Origin of the sequence: Rhizobium sp. UGM030330-04, assembly GCF_003208455.1 — a bacterium.
Lineage (GTDB): Bacteria > Pseudomonadota > Alphaproteobacteria > Rhizobiales > Rhizobiaceae > Agrobacterium > Agrobacterium rhizogenes_A.
Genome location: NZ_QKML01000006.1, coordinates 195,263 through 212,385, shown reverse-complemented (window position 1 = coordinate 212,385; position 17,123 = coordinate 195,263). Strand labels below are relative to the sequence as shown.

Sequence of the window (17,123 nt, the reverse complement as noted above, 5' to 3'; positions counted from 1 at the left end):
GGAACACATCCCTTCATGAGCCGACAGATTATGGTGCGCTGGCGTCCCCCTGAAGATGCCCGCCGCGAACCACGGGTAATCCCCGTATTCTCGATCTGGCCGCAGGCGATTGGGAGCCCGCACCCGTTTTCAGGCGTGCCAGCAGGTCATATCCCTCTGGCCACCTTCCAAAACCGGCAGCGATATTGATATGCCCTGCCGGGCCAAGATTGACGAGATCGCTTCCCCAGCTGGCGGCCGTATATGCCAGGTCTTCCGGGCTCATATAGGGGTCGTTCATACTACCGACGACGAGGCTGGGGAAAGCAAGCGGCGCCAGGGGAAAGGCTCCGAACCGGACAATACAGGGATGCATCGCTTCCACCCTGTCCAGATGGGCCGGTGCGACAAGAAGCGCACCTCTAATTTTTGCCGCCGCCGGCCGGGAGGCCATATTCGCGACCAGCACGCAACCGAGGCTGTGGGCGACGATATAGGCGCTGTCGACCAAGGCAAGCGCTGCTTCAAGACGATCGCGCCAGTCCTCGAGAACCGGGCATTGCCAGTCATCCTGATCTACCAGCTGCGCTGCGGGATCATCCAGCAGCCAGTGCCGCTGCCAATGCCCCTCATCCGAACCGTTCAGTCCGGGAACAATCAAGGTGGTACACATGCCTGCTCCGTGGTTGCGGGTGGTCCGTGCAAAGCATGATGATTTTTACGATTTCAGTCGAATGCTCGCTTGCTCACCTTTCTGGATCAAAGAAAAAATCGATCTGAAGAAATTCGATACAGAAGAAAATGCGTTCTCAACCGCCGATAAATTCCTGTTCAGACGGAATCATTTACTCACATTTTTTACATAGAAAATATGTGCAATATATTCACTTCCTGCGGAAAGCTTTTCCTCCGTCGCACATCAAATGAGACACCGCTGCTTGGCCCATCCGCCGCCGCTTTGTCATTCTCGCACCGCGACATGAATCGAAAATTCAGGCGGATAATGTGAGCAGCACGAGCGAATTTCTCTGGTACATCCCCAATGACGTCAAACCCGGTCACAGGGGCGATGCCGTCAGCGACAACCATAACAGCCTCGATACATTGGCCAGCCACGCAAAGGCGCTGGAAAATCATGGCTGGAAAGGTGCGCTGGTCGGCACCGGCTGGGGCCGGCCCGACACATTCACGGTGGCGGCCGCCCTTGCGGCGCGCACCACCACCTTCGAGCCGCTGATCGCCATCCGCCCCGGCTACTGGAAACCGGCCAATCTCGCATCGGCCGCCGCCACACTCGATCAACTCTCGGGTGGCCGGGTACGGATCAATGTCGTCTCGGGTCGCGACGAGCTGGCTGCCTATGGCGATGAAGAAGGTGATCAGGCGCAACGTTATGCGCGCACGAAAGAGTTCATGCGGCTGGTGCGGCGGCTCTGGACGGAAGAAAATGTCACCTTCGACGGGGAGCATTTCCGGGTCAGGAATTCGACTGTCCTGCCGCGCATCGCCGCACGCAACGGCCGGCCACATCCCAAACTTTATTTCGGCGGCGCGTCCGAGGCGGCCGAGCAGGTCGCCGCAACCGAGGCCGATGTACAATTGTTCTGGGGCGAGCCGCTCGCCGGTGTGGGCGAACGGATAGAAAGACTCAGGCATTTCAGTGAAACGCTTGGCCGTGACTTACCACCGCTGCAATTCGGCCTGCGGATCACCACGCTGGTGCGGGAAACGACGGCAGAAGCATGGCGCGATGCGGAAGCGAAGGTTGCCGAGATGGCCGCAAATAACGGAGCGCGCTGGAACGATCATCTGCAAGGCGTGGCAATCGGCCAACGCAGGCTGCTGGATCTGCACCGTCAGGGCGATGTTCTGGACGATAATCTTTACACCGCACCGGGCAAGTTTGGCGGCGGCGGTGCGGCAACCACATGGCTGGTGGGTTCGGCGGAAGATGTCGCGGCGTCACTGCGCAAATACCGCGCGCTTGGCATCACCAATTTCGTGCTTTCCGACACGCCCTATCTGCAGGAGATCGAACGGCAGGGCGACAGGCTCTTGCCGCTGTTGCGGGATTGATACCGAGACGATGCCGGGCGATCCTGCAGAGGCAAGGCCGCCCGGCGTTTTCATCGATCAGCCGCCCGCCGCCTTGATGCTCTGACGGCCGAGAATCGTGCGGATCATGTGGCTTTGTGGCGCATGCGCCCTTGCCGTGATGGCATCGCGATGATGGCGTTCGAGATTATAGTCCCGGCGCAGGCCGCGATTACCGCCAAGCTCCAGCGCCAGATCCGTCACTGCCACCGCATTGTCGATCACCACATGGCGAACGGCGAGCGCATCGGTTCCCACCCTTTCGCCAGCGTCGATATCGCGGGTGACGGAGAGAAGTAGACGCCGGTTTGCAGCGAGAAGCACCTCGATCTGACCGAGACCTTCCTGAATGCGGGGAATGGAGGAGAGCGGCGCACCAAGGCTTGCCGGGACATGGCCATTCAGATGGCGCAGGAGATCGTCACGTGCCGAAAGCGCAACACCGTGATAGACGGAAGCCAGCAGCGCGAAGAAATTATAGCCGTCTGCCTCATCGCGCCGCAACGGCTCATCCGCCGGCTGTTCGGCAACGATATCGGCAAGCGCCACCCTTACCTCCTTCAGCACCAGGTCATGGCTTGCAGTGGCATACATGCCGGTCGCCTCCCATGCCTTTTCCTGGGTGATGCCCGGCGCGTCGAGCGGGACCAGAAGCTGGATCAGGCGCGGCGCCTCTTCCGTCGTTACCGCGAGCACGATCGCCCATTTCAGACCCGGCAGGCCGGTGACGAAACTTTTGCGGCCATTGACAACCCAGACATCGCCCTCAATCCGCGCCGTCGTTTCCGGCAGGCCGCCATGGGCCGGCGAACCGACCCCCGGCTCCGCCTGTGCATTGTTCAAAAGCGCCGGTTCCCTGCTATTGGCGGCCAGAACCCTTGAAGCAAGTGCCACCGGCCATTTGCCGCGCCGTATCGCGGCATGAACGCTGTAATGCATGGCGAGGATGAGGGCGGTCGACGGATCGCCCCTGGCAATGGCCGCGATGACGGCATGGGCCGTCTCAATGCCCTCGCCCCAGCCGCCATCCTTTTCAGCCGTCACGAGACCCAGCAGGCCGGACTTGAAAAGCGCCTCGAAATTGCCGGCGGCGAATGCGCCGCTTTTGTCATGGTCCGCCGCCGTCAGGCTGAAATCGTCGGCCAGCGCAGTTGCAACGGCAACAGGGCTCGATTGCTGCTCCGGCGGGCGCGGAACGGCGGATAGCGCAACACTCATGCCACCGCCCTTTCACTTGCCGTCACGAAACGATCGTCAATCCATTCGCCGAGATCGAAGTCGTTTTCAAGGAAACCCCATTGATGCAGGAAATCCTTGTAGTGACCGACAGCGGCGACAAGGTCCGCATCAAGGCCAAGACCGAGATGGCGGTGGACCTCCGGCCCGTTAGCGGCCAGAACCTGTTCCTCCGTCGCGCCGGCCTCACGGGCAATAAAACGACGCGTTTCTTCCGAATGCTGCTCCGCCCAGAGCGAGGCTTTGCCGATGGCGGCAACCAGCCGCTCCACCAGATCGGGACGCTCATCGGCAAGCCGTCCATCAACCGTCAGCACCCGGGGCGAACCGGAATTGATGCGTATTTTTGGATCGGCGTGAAAACCGAATTCCACCACCTGCACCGCACCGATCAGATTGGCGGCAGCAATACCCGCCGTTCCCTTGACGAAGATCGCATCGACCTCACCCCGCAATAGCGCGATGATCTCCTCACCGAAAGACTGCCGGCGCTTCAGCCCGAAAAGCGACGGCCCTTCCTGCGAAGCCAGCACCGAATCCGTGATGACGATATCTTTCAGTTCGACATCCTCTACCGTCAGCCCTTCCAGCGAAAGCGCCGAGACGATCCCCTTCAGCGCCGTCGCCCGCATGAAATCGACAATGCCTTCCGGCCTGCGCGGCACGCCGAAACGGCGACCGGCAAGATCGGTAACAGAGCGAATACCGGTCTCCGGCAGGGTGATGATTGCCTGAAACTCATCCGTCCAGGTAATGCCGACAAGGCGTGTATTGCGCCCTTCCGAACGGGCGCGGATGGGCGGCACATTGCCGCCGTGACGGAAGGACCATTCCAGCGTGTGGTTGAAATGGCTCTGACGAACGGATCGGTCAGGCGAATCGATGATGGATTTCAGCGATATACCGACCTCCTCGAAGGTCTGCCCGAGATAACCGAGCTGCGCCGCCAGTCCCACGGGCGTGGGCACCGGGCAGCGTGTGTACCAGATTTCAGAAAGTGACGTGCTCATGGCTTTGTCCTCGATGAAAGGGAAAAGTCCCGGCCCGCAGCAAAGGGGGCCGGGTCTGGTGAAACGATCAGGATGCGGCGATATGCGCGAAGGCGAGGCTTCCCGCCACACCTTCGGCACCGATGGTGTGATCGGCGATACGCTTGTTGAAGATGGTAATTTCTGGTGCCGCGACGATGTCGATTGCAGGCACGTCCTCTACGAGGATCTGCTGGATTTCCTTCCATTGCGCGACGCGCTTGTCCGGATCGATCTCAATGGCAGCGGCTTCGAGAAGCGCATCCACCTTCGGATTGCTGTAGGCCGCACCATTGGAGAAAGGCACGCCCTTCTTGAAGTTCTTCGACCAATAAAGCCGCTGCACGCCGACGGTCGGATCGAAGAGATTGCTCATACCCTCATAGGCAAAATCGAAGTCGCGATCCGTGTAGATGCGCTTGGTATAGGTGGCGAAATCCTGCGTGCGCACCGTCACATCGACGCCGACTTTCGCCAGCGCCTGGCGAATATAATCCGCACCGCGCGGATAGGCTTCGGTGCTGGGCACATAATCCAGATTGAGCTTGAAACGGATGCCATCTGCACCGCGCTTGTATCCGGCCTCATCGAGAAGCGCTTCGGCGGCCTTCAGATCGATCGGATAGGTTTTTAGGTCCGCAACGAACCATTTCGTCAGCTTCGGATTGATCGGGCCGGTGATGGTCGCGCCGTAACCGTAATTAACGGTGTTGAAGATGACGTTGCGGTCGATCACATGCGCGAAGGCGCGACGGACACGCACATCCTTGAACACATCCTTTTCGAGATTGAACTCCACGCGGCTGACGGAATTCGAATATTGATAGCCGTTTGTCTCAAAACCGAGGCTCGGAAGCTCTTTCAGGCGGTCGAGATCGCTATAAGCGACCGGCGTGCTGGGGGCGAGATCGATCTCGCCGGTTTCAATGGCAATCGCGCGGGCGGAAGCGTCAGGAATGAAGCGGACGATCAGCTTGTCGAGATAGGGGCGCGGCGCATCCCAATAATCGGCATTGCGCTCGAAAACGATATGGCTGCCGCGCACCCACTCCTTGAACTTGAACGGGCCGGTGCCGATGGGGGCGAGATTGACCGGATTTTCCGTCACTTTCGTACCCTCATAGAGATGTTTCGGCACGATGGGCGTTTCGGCGGCGGCGAGCGCCGTTATCAGGTATGGCGCTGGTTTGGAAAGAACCAGAACCGCCGTCAACTCATCAGGCGTCTCGACGCTGGTAAGGTTCAGGAATGTATTACGGCCGCGCGGATGCACTTCCTTGATGGTATTTATGGAGAAAGCCACATCGGCGGAAGTGAAGGGCTTGCCGTCATGCCATTTCACGCCGGGCCTCAGCTTGAAGGTGTAACGCAGGCCATCCGCGCTCACATCCCATGATTTGGCCAGCAGCGGCTTGGGATTGAGATCGAAATCATAGGTCAGCAGACCTTCGGTCACCTTTGGCGATATATAGACGGAATTATAGGCCGTATGCGCGATCGTCGTCAGCACCGGCGGTTCCGATGAGATGAGCAGGGTGGCCGTGCCACCACTTGCCGGCTCCGCCGCGCGTAGCTTCAGCCCCGGCAAAGACACCACGCCAAGCGCCACCGAGGCCAGTAGGAATCCTCGCCGCGTCGTCTGGTTGAAAATAGTCATGCGATACCCTCTCCTTGATTGAACCGGCAAAAAACCGGCAAACTGAACGGTCGCGCTTAGGAAGAAGTTTGTTCCGCAGAGGAGAGTGAGTTTGGCATGAAGAACCAACTATTCTCATAATTAGGAATTATCTTTTCTTTATGGCGCATATTTCCGTAAATTTCAGAAAATAATTCTATTACTCTTTGACAAATTCCATAAAATTAGTCAACTAATGCTCACGCCTTTCGAGGCTGATTTTATGTTTCCCACGCTTACGGACTGGAGCCGATGTCGAATTCGAAACGGATTTTATCGCAGGCAAGACGGGTGGCCATTCAGGCCATTCCGACGGTTCTCGGTATCGTCATCCTGAACTTCTTCCTGCTGCAGCTGGCGCCCGGCGATGCCGCCGATGTCCTGGCAGCGGAAGCGGGTTCGGCAACCGTCGAGACCATGGCGGAAATCCGCTCCCGCTTCGGACTGGATTTGCCGGTTCTGCATCAGCTGATGAACTATCTCGGCAATCTGGCCCAGTTCAGCCTTGGGTTTTCGCCGCGATACGGCATGCCGGTGGCAGACCTTATCGGCCAGCGCCTGCCCGGCACGCTTGCGCTGATGGGCGCAGCCCTTGGCATCGCGATCTTCGTCGGCGTGTTCCTCGGCTCCATCATGGCGCTCTTCTCCGGCAAGCTGCCGGACCGGATCATTTCGATTGGCTCACTGATTTTTTATTCCGTACCGGGTTTCTGGATCGGCCTGATGCTGATCCTGACCTTTTCGGTCAAGCTCGGCTGGCTTCCGTCCGGCGGTGACAGCACCATCGGCAGCAGCCTTACCGGTTTTTCAGCCTTTCTCGACAGGCTGCGCTACATCGTGCTCCCTGCCCTGTCGCTGGCGCTCTATTTTCTGGCCATTTATGCCCGCCTCACCCGCGCAGCCATGCTGGAGGTGAAATCCCAGGACTATGTGCGCACGGCACGTGCCAAGGGCGTTTCGCCGATCAGGCTCACCACGCGCCATATCCTGCGCAACGCGCTCATACCCATCACCACCATGGCCGGCATGCATATTGGCGGACTGCTCGGCGGCGCCGTCGTGGTTGAAACCGTCTTCAGCTGGCCGGGCCTTGGCCGCCTCGCTTTCGAAGCCGTCATGGCGCGGGATTTCAGCGTGCTGCTCGGCATTCTGCTTCTCTCCTCCCTCGTCGTCATCATCGTCAATGCGGCCGTGGACCTGTTGCAGGCATGGCTTGACCCCCGCATCGGAGAAAGCCGATGAATTCCTCCCACACGACAGCGGTTCTCAACACGGCCGAACTTGACGCTGAAGAGACCAATCCCAAACCGAAAAAGCCGGAAGAAAAGGCCTGGCCCTATATTCATGCGCCGGATGCGCTTTCGGCCCGCTCCGTCTCCGTGCCGCGACGTGGACTGCGGCGCGAACTGAAAATCTTCCTCACCAATCCCAATGCCATCGTCGGGTTGCTGTTTCTCGCCACCGTCATCGTCACCGCACTGATCGCCCCGTTGATCTATCCCGGCGATCCCCTGGAAATGGTGGCCCGCCCGTTCCTGTGGCCGGGCCAGAACGCGGCCTATCCGCTCGGAACCGATTCCATGGGTCGGGATGTTCTGGCCGGCATCGTGCATGGCGCGCGCATTTCGCTCACCGTCGGTGTCGTGGCAACTCTGATTGGGCTCACCATCGGCATCGCGGTTGGCGCCTTCGCCGGTTATTTCGGCGGCGTCATTGACGACATCCTCGTCAAGCTGATCGAAATCTTCCAGACCTTGCCGAATTTCGTGCTCTTGGTGGTGCTGGTCGCCATCGCCCAGCCGTCTGTCACCACGGTCACGTCAGCCATCGGCATCATCACCTGGCCGCTGGTTGCGCGTCTTACCCGTGCGGAATTCCGCGCCATCCGCGAAAAGGATTATGTGCTCGCCGCTCGTAGCCTCGGTTATGGCCATGCCCGCATCGTCTTTCAGGAAATCCTGCCTAATGCGCTGCCACCGATCATCGTCACCTCATCCGTCATGGTGGCGGGAGCGATCCTCATGGAAGCAGCGCTGTCCTTCATGGGGCTTGGCGATCCCAACCGTGTCTCCTGGGGTTCGATGATCGGTTCCGGCCGTGATGTCATCCGCACGGCCTGGTATCTGACCGCCCTTCCCGGCCTTGCCATCGTCTTCACCGTCATTTCGCTGAACCTCATCAGCGATGGCCTCAACGATGCGCTCAACCCCCGTTTTTCGGAGGAACGCCGATGAGCAAATTGATCGAAGTCCATGATCTCTCCGTCAGCTTCGGTTCAACCCAGCCGGTCAAAGGCGTCAGTTTCGATGTCAGCCCCGGCGAAATGCTGGCGATCGTCGGCGAAAGCGGCTCCGGCAAATCCCTGACGGCACTTGGCCTGATCGGCCTCCTGCCCTCCCACGCCAAGACCGGCGGCCGGGTTCTGCTCGAGGGCCGCGATCTGCTGCCGCTTTCCGAGCGGCAATGGCGCGGCATTCGCGGCCGGGATATCGGCATGATCTTTCAGGAGCCGATGACCTCGCTCAACCCCGTGCTGACGGTCGGCGAACAGATCATCGAGGTGCTGCGCATCCATGAGAAGATCGACCGGCATCAGGCGCGCAAACGCGCCATCGAGCTGCTGGACCTCGTCAACATTCCCGATGCGGGCCGCCGGGTGGATGATTATCCGCACCAGCTTTCCGGCGGCATGCGCCAGCGTGTGATGATCGCCATCGGCGTTGCCTGCAATCCGAAACTGCTGATCGCCGACGAGGCGACGACGGCTCTTGACGTGACGATACAGGCGCAGATCCTGCAACTGCTCGACAATCTGCGCCGCGATCTCAACATGGCGGTCATCCTCATCACCCATGATCTCGGCATCGTGGCACAATGGGCAGACCGGGTGATGGTCATGTATGCCGGCCGTAAGGTGGAAGAGGGATTGCCGGAACCGGTTTTCTCCAACCCCTACCATCCCTATACGCGCGGCCTGCTTGCCGCCTCGCCGCGCGCGGAAGACGGCCAGCATTATCGCGACGGGCCGCTCATCGAGATTCCCGGCTCCATCGTTTCCGCCACGGGCGAACGCGGTTGCGCCTTCCGACCGCGCTGTCCGAGCGCCCGTGGTTTCTGCGGGCAGTTCGTGCCGCCGCTGAGGCCGATTTCGGAAGGCCGCTACGCCGCCTGCCCCTTCGTTGCTCCCACATCCCAGGAGGTGTCCGATGACGCTCTTGTCAGTGCATAGTCTTTCCACCCACTATACGGGCGGACGCGGCACCGTGCGCGCCGTCGATGACGTCTCGCTTGATATCGAGGCGGGCGAAACCGTGGCACTGGTGGGCGAATCCGGCTGTGGCAAATCCTCGCTCGGCAAGTCGCTGATGCGTCTGGTCGAACCGTCTTCCGGCAGGATCACCTTCAAGGGCGCCGATGTGACGGCAATGACGCCTTCGCAACTGCGCGGCATACGCCGCCGCATCCAGATGATCTTTCAGGATCCCTTCGCCTCCCTCAATCCGCGACAGACGGTGCGCACCATCCTTACCGGGCCGCTGAAAGTGCACGGCATCGGCGACCGGGCGCGCCAGCGGGAGATTGTTGAAGCCATCGTCGCGCAGGTCGGCCTGCCGGCGGATTCGCTCGACCGTTATCCGCATGAATTTTCCGGCGGTCAGCGCCAGCGCATCGGCATTGCCCGCGCACTGGTTCTGGAACCGGAACTGGTGGTCTGTGACGAGCCGGTCTCGGCGCTCGATCTTTCGATACAGGCGCAGATCCTCAATCTTCTGGTGGAGATGAAGAAGCGGCTTTCGCTGTCCTATCTCTTCGTCTCACATGATCTGTCCGTGGTGCGTTATTTCTCCGACCGCGTGCTGGTCATGTATCTCGGCAAGATCGTCGAAAGCGCCCCGACATCGGAACTCTGGGCTTCTCCGAAGCATCCTTATACTCGCGCCCTTCTCGCTGCCGTTCCCGATCCCGCCCGCCGCAAGCAGGCGGCACCGATTTCCGGCGATCTGCCGAGCCCGCACGATCCGCCATCCGGCTGCCGGTTTCACACACGCTGCCCGCTCGCCACCGATCTCTGTCGCGAAAAAGCGCCGGATTACACCCTTTTCGGCAAGAACCACGCTGTGGCCTGCCACCATGCCCAATAATTTAAAGGAGCAACCATAATGGTCGACTATCGCTATCTCGGACGCAGCGCGCTGAAAGTTTCACCGCTGAGCCTCGGCACGATGATGTTCGGAGGCCCGACACCGGATGACGTGGCCTTCCGCATCATCGACAAGGCGCGCGAACAGGGCATCAACTTCATCGACACCGCCGATGTCTATCACGACGGCAAGTCGGAAGAAGTCGTTGGCCGCGGCATCAAGTCCACGCGCGATCACTGGGTTCTGGCGACGAAATTCGTCAATTCCCATACCAGGGGCCCGAACCTTGGCGGCCATTCGCGCAAATGGGTGATCGAGACCGTCGAAAATTCGCTGCGCCGCCTCAACACCGACTATATCGACATCCTCTATTTCCACCGCGCCGTCTTTGATGCGCCGCTGGAAGAGCCGGTGCGCGCCATCGCCGATCTCATCCGCGCCGGCAAGCTGCGCTATTTCGGTGTTTCGAATTTCCGCGGCTGGCGCATCGCTGAAATTTCGCATCTGGCCGATCAGCTCGGCATCGACCGGCCGGTTGCCAGCCAGCCGCTCTACAACATCGTCAACCGCACGGCCGAAGCCGAGCAGCTGCCGGCGGCCAATCATTATGGCCTTGGTGTCGTGTCCTATTCGCCGCTCGCACGCGGCGTACTGACCGGCAAATATCAGCCGGGCGAACAGCCGGGTGCCGATACCCGCGTTGGCCGGGGCGACAAGCGCGTTCTGGAAACGGAATGGCGTCCGGAATCGGTTGAAATCGCCCAGAAGGTCGCGGCCCATGCCGCTTCAAAGGGCGTTTCGGCGGCGGATTTCGCGCTCGCCTGGGTGCTGAACAACAAGTTCGTCACCGCCGCCATCACCGGCCCGCGCACCGAAGAGCACTGGAACGGCTATATCCGCGCCCTCGATGTGAAAATCGATGCCGAAGATGAAGCACTGGTCGACAGCCTTGTGACAACAGGCCATCCCTCGACACCCGGTTTCAACGATCCGAGCCATCCCGTCGAAGGCCGCGTGCCGCGCAATCTCGAGGCCGCACACCGCCCGGCGCTCAAGCCGCGCGCGGTCGCCTGATCGTCCAGACGAACATGCCTGCGGCGCGTAGTGCCGCAGGCCCTCACATCCGCTCACGGGAAAACCGCAATGTCCAATCCGAAACTACAGACAACCACCACCGATAATTCCGGCGTGCCGAGCCGTGACGAGATTCTGGCCCGGGCAAAGGACATTGCGGCTATCGCGGCCCGGGATGCCGCCCGCCGCGAGCGCCAGCGGGAACTGCCCTTCGATATCTTCGCCCTTATCAAGGAGGCAAAGATCGGCACGCTGCGTGTCCCCGAAGCCAAGGGCGGACCGGGCGGCTCGATTGCCGACTATATCGAAGTGCTGATGATCCTCGGCGAGGCCGACAGCAATATTCCGCACGCGCTTCGCAGCCATTTCAATTTCACCGAAAATCTCGCCCTTGCACCCATCGAGCTGGAGGACCGGCGGCATCTTGAACAGGTCCTCGCCGGCAAGCTCTTTGCGGGCGCCAGCACCGAACAGGGCACCAAACGCCCCGGCGAAATCACCACGCGGCTGAGTGCCGATGGCGACCGCTACCGGCTGAACGGCCGCAAATGGTATGCGACCGGCACGGCCTTTGCCGATTTCGGCACCTTCAGCGCCATTGGCGATGACGAGCAGCCGATCGGCGTGCTCATTCCGCTTGATCGCACCGGCATCACCATTCTCGACGACTGGGACAGCATGGGCCAGCGCATGACGGCAAGCGGCGGCGTGCTGCTTGAAAATGTCGAGGTGCTGCCGCATGAGCTGACAACCCGCAGGCTCGGCACCCAGATCGGCCGCCACAGCTCGGCCATGCGGCAGCTGCATCTCGCCGCATCGGCCGCCGGCGCCGTTCAGGGCGCGCTTAATGATGGGGTGGAATATGTCCTGCGCCAGGCGCGCACCACGCTTCACAGCGCTGCGGAAACCGCCAATCAGGATCCCTTCGTGCAGAAGATGCTGGGTGAAATCAGTGCCGGCGCTTTCGCCGTCAAGACACTCATCCGCGAAGCGGCCAGAACGCTCGACCGAACGGCTGCCGCCTTTGCAAATGGTGACGAAGAGGCCATTGAGGCAGCCCTGCTGGAAGGCTCGCTTGCCACCGCCCGCACCCAGATCATCGCCTCGCAGCTTTCGCTGACCGTCGCTACCAACCTCTATGAGCTCGGCGGCGGCTCGGCGACCTCGAGCGAGCGCAATTTCGACCGCCACTGGCGCAACATCCGCACTGTCTACAATCACAATCCGCTTGCCCACAAGGCACGGGTGATTGGTGACTATTACCTCAATGGCACCACGACGCATCTCAGGGAAGGCCGGGTGTTCTGACCATGCGGAAGATGCAGGCGGCAAAGGAGGAACAGCAATGAGAACGGAGTTTGTCGCTCCCGCCGCGAGCCGGGCAGCTTTTCGCCTGCCCACACTTTCCAGGCTGCCGCCGCTGACCGCCTTGCGCGCCTTTGTCGTGGCCGCCCGCCATGCGAGCTTCTCGCGGGCGGCGGAGGAACTGCATGTCTCTACCGCCGCCATCGGCCAACAGGTCCGTATTCTCGAAACCCATCTCGGCCAGCCGCTTTTCAGCCGCCAGCGCGGCGAATTGCTGCTGACGGATGCCGGCAGCGCGCTTTATCCCGGCCTTGCTGATGCTTTCGAGACCATGATCGGCAGTCTTTCCGACCTGATGGTTTCGAACGCACGACCGCAGTTGAAGGTTCTGGCGGAAGGTTGCTTTGCCGCCCGCTGGCTGGCGCCTCGGCTGGGCAGCATCGTTCCCGCCCTCGGAGACGTCGAGCTTTCGATCGAATCCATCGAGGGTGAAACCGTCGACCTCACCCATTTTGATGCCGATTGCGCCATCGTCGCCACCCACGCGCAAATTCCGGGCTTTCTTCACGAGCCGCTTTTCGCCGATACCGTTAGCGCTGTCTGCACTCCCGAGTTCGCAGCCCGCCATGAGCTTGCAGACGGACCGGAGCAGTTGCGGGATCTCGGTTTCGCGATGTTGCGTGGCAATGGCCTGGACGCCGCCTTCGAATGGGCGAACTGGCTGCGCGCCTGCCGCATTCCGCTCCGGCTTTCGGCGACAGGCCCGCGTTTTTCACGCCAGACGGCGCTGATAGAAGCAATCTTATCCGGCCACGGCATCGGGCTCGCGCGCCATTCGCTGATTTCGGAGGAACTGAAAAACGGCCGTCTTATCGCCCCCTTCGGCTCACCGCAGCCGACTGCCAGCCGTTATCACCTGCTGACCAGTCCTGACAGGCGGCGGCTGCCGGAGGTCGCATCTCTACTCGCTTTGTTGCGCGAGGATATACGCGCCCTCGAAGCCGCCGCGTAAAGCATTTCCGCTTTTCTCCGAAGCGCGAAACCGCTTTACCTCTTTTTCCGCATTTTCCGGACGTAAAACCGCTACGCACTTTTACTGGAAATGCTCTAACACGCCCGTCCCACCTCAGGCGCGTTCCCTTTGCAACTCTCTGGCCGTGTAGATATTGTCCGGCCGTGGCAGGCCATAATGGTCGCGCAGCGTATCGCCTTCGTAATCCTCACGGAACAGGCCACGCCGTTTCAGGATCGGCACCACCTCATCCACGAAGATATCGAACCCGCCATTCAGCCATGGCGGCATGATGTTGAAGCCATCGGCGGCGCCCTCGCGGAACCAGGTCTCTATCCAGTCCGCCACCTGTTCCGGTGTTCCGGAAATCACCTTGTGGCCGCGCCCGCCGGCAAGCCGGTGCAGCAATTGCCGGATCGTCGGGTTTTCCCGGTCTATGACATCAAGAACCAGCTGATGGCGGCTGCTATCCGCCTGCGCGCGCGTCGACTCGACGGCCTCTATTGGCAGCGGCTTGTCAAGATCGGCCGATGACAGGTCTATGCCTGTCATGCGCTGCAATTGCCCGAGCGAAAAGGCCGGCTGGATGAGATCGTTGAAGGAGGCCTCAAGTTTGCGCGCCTCCTCCTCGGTTGATGCGATAAAGGGGCTGATGCCAGGCAGGATTTTAACATGGGCGGGATTGCGACCTGCAGCCGCAACACGTCTCTTGATGTCAGAATAAAAAGACCGCGCACTCTCCAGAGTCTGATGCGCGGTAAAGATTGCCTCAGCATAGTGAGCCGCGAAACCACGGCCCTCCTCCGAGGAGCCTGCCTGCACATAGACCGGCCGGCCCTGGGGTGAACGCGGCACGTTGAGCGCGCCCCGCACCCGATAAAATTCGCCATCGTGATTGGCGGGGTGGATGCGGTCTGTCTCGGCAAACAGACCGCTTTCCTTGTCGGCGACGATGGCATCGTCTTCCCAACTGTCCCAGAGCTTCGTCACCACATCGACGAACTCGATGGCCTGACGGTAACGGTCGGCATGCGGCGGATGCTTCTGGAGATTGAAGTTGCCGGCCGCCGCATCCGCCGAAGTCGTGACGATGTTCCAGCCAACCCGGCCGCCGCTGATATGATCCACGGACGCAAACAGCCGCGCGAGATTATATGGCTCGTAATAGGTGGTGGAGGCGGTGGCGATGAAACCGATCTTTTCGGTGACGGCGGCGAGCGCCGCCAGCATGGTGATCGGCTCCAGCCGATGGCGGGCGGCATAGCGGATATTGGCATCCAGCACCGGCGCATCGGCAAAGAAGATCGCATCCAGTTTCGCCGCTTCGGCCTTGCGGGCGATATCCTGATAGAGCTTTATATCGGTGACGCGATGGGGCTCCGAATCCGGATGCCGCCATGCCGCCTCATGATGTCCGCCCGGATAGATGAAGGCATTGAGAACCAGCTTTTCGGATTTTCTGCTCATGGAAATGACCTCTTATTCGCTCTGATGCGGCTTGAAATCGAAGGAGGCTCACGCCTCCTTCGTCAGCCAGGCTTTGGCGAGATTGCCGCTCAGCCCCTCTGCGCCTGTCGCATAGTCCTTGATGCGCACGCTGCCGACGACCGGCTGGATGGGAGAGACGAGATTGATGACGGGAAGATCCCTGGCGACAACGGCCTGAAATTCCTTGAAGAAAGCCGCGCGCTTTTCGATATCCGGCTCCACTGCCGCCGCTTCCAGCAGCCGGTCCACTTCCGGATTGGCGTAATGGCTGGCATTGGAGAAGGGCAGGCCGATCTTGAAGTTCTTGCTCCAGTAGACACGCTGCACACCGGCTGTCGGATCGAAGGTGTTGGAGAGGGATTCCACCGAAAGGTCCCAGGCGCGGTCGGTATAGACAACCTTCACATAGGTGCCGAAATCGAATTTCTGGATATCCGCCTCGATGCCGATTTTTGACAGCGCCTGCGCGATGAAATCCGAATAGGTCTGCGGATTGAACGGGTTGGTGGTGACGCGGAGCTTGAAGCGCTTGCCGCCGTCCTTGCGCGGAAAGCCTGCCTCATCCAGCAATTTCTCCGCCTGCGCGACGTCGAACTTGGCAAAACCGATATCCGCATTGTGGAACTTCGCAAGGCCGGGGCTGATCGGCGTCGGCGACGGCACGGCATAACCGTAAAGCACGGTATCGATGAGCGCCGGAACGTCGATGGCATGGGCGATGGCCTGTCTGACCTTCAATTCCCTAAGATAGTCGTTCTCAAGGTTGATGACGAGCTGGTTCTGCTGGCCGGCATAGGCATAGATGCGGTCATCCACCTTCAGCGTCGGAATGGATTTCAGCCGTTCCAGATCGGCAAGCGCGACCGGGTTGGGGCCGATATCCCCTTCGCCGGTTTCCAGTGCGGCGGCACGGGCGCCCGCATCGTTGATGAGGCGAATGATGACGCGGTCGAGATGGGGGCGCGGCGCGTCCCAATAATCGGCGTTTTTCTCCAGCAGGATATGGCTGCCCGGCACCCATTCCTTCAGCACGAAGGGACCGCTGCCGATGATCTGGGCGGGCTTCGGATTGTCAGTCGGCTTGAAGGTCTCGAAGATATGCTTCGGTACGATTGGCGATTCCGACGAGGCGAGCGCGGTGATCAGGCCCGGGGCGGGCTTGGAAAGCTTCACCTTCGCAACCAGCGGATCTGATATATCGACGCTTTCAACGTTCGAGAACGTCGCCCGGCCGCGCGGATGCGCCTCTTTCAGCCGAAGGATGGAAAATTCCACATCCGCCGATGTTACCGGTTTGCCGTCATGGAACTTCGCATTCGGCTGCAGATGGAAGACATATTCCAGCCCGTCGGCCGAAACGCTCCATTCCTTCGCAAGACTTGGCTGGGGCGATAGTTCGTAATCATAGGTCAAAAGCCCGTCATAAATTTTCGAACCGATGAACTGTGGGCCGCCCGCACTGGTATTGATGGCCACGAGCTGGGTCGGCTCGGGAAAATAAACGATCTTCAGCGTGCCGCCCGAAACGGGCTCTTCGGCAGCGGCGAAAGAGCCGCCCGGAAGCGCCACGAAAGCGCCGGCGGCAAGTGCAATCTTATGAAACTGGCGTCTGGAAATGCTCATGTCTGTCTCCGAAAAAATCCGATGTGCGGGAGCGGCAGCTCAATGCAGCTGCGGAAACCCGTGGCGCCCGGCGAGAATTTGCAAAATGCGTTTGGTGTCCTGAATGAAGTGCGTATCGCCCTTTGCCGCGGCGTCAGCGGGTGCCTCGCCGGCAAAGACGAACAGCGGCAGCGACTGGTTTTCTTCACCCACAGCGGCGATGACCGCCGCACGCGGGCGCTGAAAACCGACGCGGCGGATATCGATCTGCCTCGCTAGGTCTGGAAAGGCGGCAAGCAGACCCTCGATCTGGTTACAATGCGGGCAGACGAAGCGGACACCCGGGTGCTTGGGGTCTTCAAAACCGGGGGAGATCAGAAAAAGTGTGTCCTTGGCCATGGCATCCATCATTTGCGGGTGAGATTTCCAGTTCACAGTGCAGGCAGCCAAAGCGTGGGTCCAGAAAGCAATTCTTGCTTTGAAACGAA

Annotated in this window: 15 protein-coding genes; 8 read left to right on the top strand and 7 right to left on the bottom strand. The window is 60.4% G+C overall.

The annotated features are described in order from the left end of the window. Positions 1 to 28: 28 nt before the first annotated feature. Positions 29 to 652 (bottom strand): alpha/beta hydrolase, encoded by a 624-nt coding sequence (locus N434_RS11570; protein WP_110757853.1) that lies wholly within the window; start codon positions 650 to 652, stop codon positions 29 to 31. A gap of 332 nt (positions 653 to 984) precedes the next feature. On the opposite strand from N434_RS11570, the gene N434_RS11565 reads away from it, so the two are divergent. Then, the gene (locus tag N434_RS11565; protein ID WP_110757851.1) at positions 985 to 2,055 is read left to right on the top strand and encodes an LLM class flavin-dependent oxidoreductase; all 1,071 of its coding nucleotides are present in this window, start codon (positions 985 to 987) and stop codon (positions 2,053 to 2,055) included. Positions 2,056 to 2,112: 57 nt separating this feature from the next. On the opposite strand, the gene N434_RS11560 is transcribed toward N434_RS11565, so the two are convergent. From N434_RS11560 to N434_RS11550, 3 genes are all read right to left on the bottom strand, one after another. Further along, entirely contained in the window at positions 2,113 to 3,291 is a 1,179-nt protein-coding gene (locus N434_RS11560; RefSeq protein ID WP_110757849.1) for an acyl-CoA dehydrogenase family protein, read from the bottom strand. Then, positions 3,288 to 4,319, bottom strand: a complete 1,032-nt coding sequence (locus N434_RS11555) for an ABC transporter substrate-binding protein (protein WP_110757847.1) — start codon at positions 4,317 to 4,319, stop codon at positions 3,288 to 3,290. The genes N434_RS11560 and N434_RS11555 overlap by 4 nt, the downstream gene beginning before the upstream one ends. A gap of 67 nt (positions 4,320 to 4,386) precedes the next feature. Continuing rightward, complete coding sequence (locus N434_RS11550) at positions 4,387 to 5,994, bottom strand: ABC transporter substrate-binding protein (protein ID WP_110757845.1); 1,608 nt, start codon at positions 5,992 to 5,994, stop codon at positions 4,387 to 4,389. Positions 5,995 to 6,264: 270 nt separating this feature from the next. On the opposite strand from N434_RS11550, the gene N434_RS11545 reads away from it, so the two are divergent. From N434_RS11545 to N434_RS11515, 7 genes are all read left to right on the top strand, one after another. Further along, positions 6,265 to 7,254: an ABC transporter permease gene (locus N434_RS11545; protein ID WP_065117478.1), complete on the top strand. Its 990-nt coding sequence runs from the start codon at positions 6,265 to 6,267 to the stop codon at positions 7,252 to 7,254. Continuing rightward, positions 7,251 to 8,246, top strand: coding sequence for an ABC transporter permease (locus N434_RS11540; RefSeq protein ID WP_110757843.1), 996 nt, complete (start codon positions 7,251 to 7,253; stop codon positions 8,244 to 8,246). The genes N434_RS11545 and N434_RS11540 overlap by 4 nt, the downstream gene beginning before the upstream one ends. Continuing rightward, entirely contained in the window at positions 8,243 to 9,241 is a 999-nt protein-coding gene (locus N434_RS11535) for an ABC transporter ATP-binding protein (protein ID WP_065117476.1), read from the top strand. Before N434_RS11540 ends, N434_RS11535 begins: the two co-directional genes overlap by 4 nt. Then, entirely contained in the window at positions 9,219 to 10,154 is a 936-nt protein-coding gene (locus tag N434_RS11530; RefSeq protein WP_110757841.1) for an ABC transporter ATP-binding protein, read from the top strand. The genes N434_RS11535 and N434_RS11530 overlap by 23 nt, the downstream gene beginning before the upstream one ends. An 18-nt stretch (positions 10,155 to 10,172) precedes the next feature. Then, entirely contained in the window at positions 10,173 to 11,228 is a 1,056-nt protein-coding gene (locus N434_RS11525; protein WP_110757839.1) for an aldo/keto reductase, read from the top strand. 69 nt (positions 11,229 to 11,297) lie between these two features. After that, the gene (locus N434_RS11520; RefSeq protein WP_110757838.1) at positions 11,298 to 12,536 is read left to right on the top strand and encodes an acyl-CoA dehydrogenase family protein; all 1,239 of its coding nucleotides are present in this window, start codon (positions 11,298 to 11,300) and stop codon (positions 12,534 to 12,536) included. A 37-nt stretch (positions 12,537 to 12,573) separates the two neighbouring features. After that, a complete protein-coding gene (locus N434_RS11515; RefSeq protein ID WP_110757836.1) occupies positions 12,574 to 13,545 on the top strand; it encodes a LysR substrate-binding domain-containing protein in 972 nt (323 codons plus the stop codon). 114 nt (positions 13,546 to 13,659) lie between these two features. Here N434_RS11515 and N434_RS11510 read toward each other — a convergent pair whose 3' ends face one another. Genes N434_RS11510 through N434_RS11500 form a run of 3 tightly spaced genes read right to left on the bottom strand, consistent with a single transcriptional unit; the run spans position 13,660 to position 17,046 of the window. Then, on the bottom strand, positions 13,660 to 15,012 hold the full coding sequence (locus tag N434_RS11510) for an LLM class flavin-dependent oxidoreductase (RefSeq protein ID WP_110757835.1): 1,353 nt from the start codon (positions 15,010 to 15,012) through the stop codon (positions 13,660 to 13,662). Between the two features lie 48 nt (positions 15,013 to 15,060). Continuing rightward, positions 15,061 to 16,656: an ABC transporter substrate-binding protein gene (locus tag N434_RS11505; protein WP_110757833.1), complete on the bottom strand. Its 1,596-nt coding sequence runs from the start codon at positions 16,654 to 16,656 to the stop codon at positions 15,061 to 15,063. A gap of 39 nt (positions 16,657 to 16,695) precedes the next feature. Further along, entirely contained in the window at positions 16,696 to 17,046 is a 351-nt protein-coding gene (locus tag N434_RS11500; protein WP_110757832.1) for a DUF3088 domain-containing protein, read from the bottom strand. Positions 17,047 to 17,123: the final 77 nt, after the last annotated feature.

What these genes read in the sequence shown, in the direction of transcription:
- N434_RS11570 (WP_110757853.1), bottom strand. Translation starts at nt 652, where the DNA reads ATGTGTACCACCTTGATTGTTCCCGGACTGAACGGTTCGGATGAGGGG.
- N434_RS11560 (WP_110757849.1), bottom strand. Translation starts at nt 3,291, where the DNA reads ATGAGTGTTGCGCTATCCGCCGTTCCGCGCCCGCCGGAGCAGCAATCG.
- N434_RS11555 (WP_110757847.1), bottom strand. Translation starts at nt 4,319, where the DNA reads ATGAGCACGTCACTTTCTGAAATCTGGTACACACGCTGCCCGGTGCCC.
- N434_RS11550 (WP_110757845.1), bottom strand. Translation starts at nt 5,994, where the DNA reads ATGACTATTTTCAACCAGACGACGCGGCGAGGATTCCTACTGGCCTCG.
- N434_RS11545 (WP_065117478.1), top strand. Translation starts at nt 6,265, where the DNA reads ATGTCGAATTCGAAACGGATTTTATCGCAGGCAAGACGGGTGGCCATT.
- N434_RS11540 (WP_110757843.1), top strand. Translation starts at nt 7,251, where the DNA reads ATGAATTCCTCCCACACGACAGCGGTTCTCAACACGGCCGAACTTGAC.
- N434_RS11535 (WP_065117476.1), top strand. Translation starts at nt 8,243, where the DNA reads ATGAGCAAATTGATCGAAGTCCATGATCTCTCCGTCAGCTTCGGTTCA.
- N434_RS11530 (WP_110757841.1), top strand. Translation starts at nt 9,219, where the DNA reads ATGACGCTCTTGTCAGTGCATAGTCTTTCCACCCACTATACGGGCGGA.
- N434_RS11525 (WP_110757839.1), top strand. Translation starts at nt 10,173, where the DNA reads ATGGTCGACTATCGCTATCTCGGACGCAGCGCGCTGAAAGTTTCACCG.
- N434_RS11520 (WP_110757838.1), top strand. Translation starts at nt 11,298, where the DNA reads ATGTCCAATCCGAAACTACAGACAACCACCACCGATAATTCCGGCGTG.
- N434_RS11515 (WP_110757836.1), top strand. Translation starts at nt 12,574, where the DNA reads ATGAGAACGGAGTTTGTCGCTCCCGCCGCGAGCCGGGCAGCTTTTCGC.
- N434_RS11510 (WP_110757835.1), bottom strand. Translation starts at nt 15,012, where the DNA reads ATGAGCAGAAAATCCGAAAAGCTGGTTCTCAATGCCTTCATCTATCCG.
- N434_RS11505 (WP_110757833.1), bottom strand. Translation starts at nt 16,656, where the DNA reads ATGAGCATTTCCAGACGCCAGTTTCATAAGATTGCACTTGCCGCCGGC.
- N434_RS11500 (WP_110757832.1), bottom strand. Translation starts at nt 17,046, where the DNA reads ATGATGGATGCCATGGCCAAGGACACACTTTTTCTGATCTCCCCCGGT.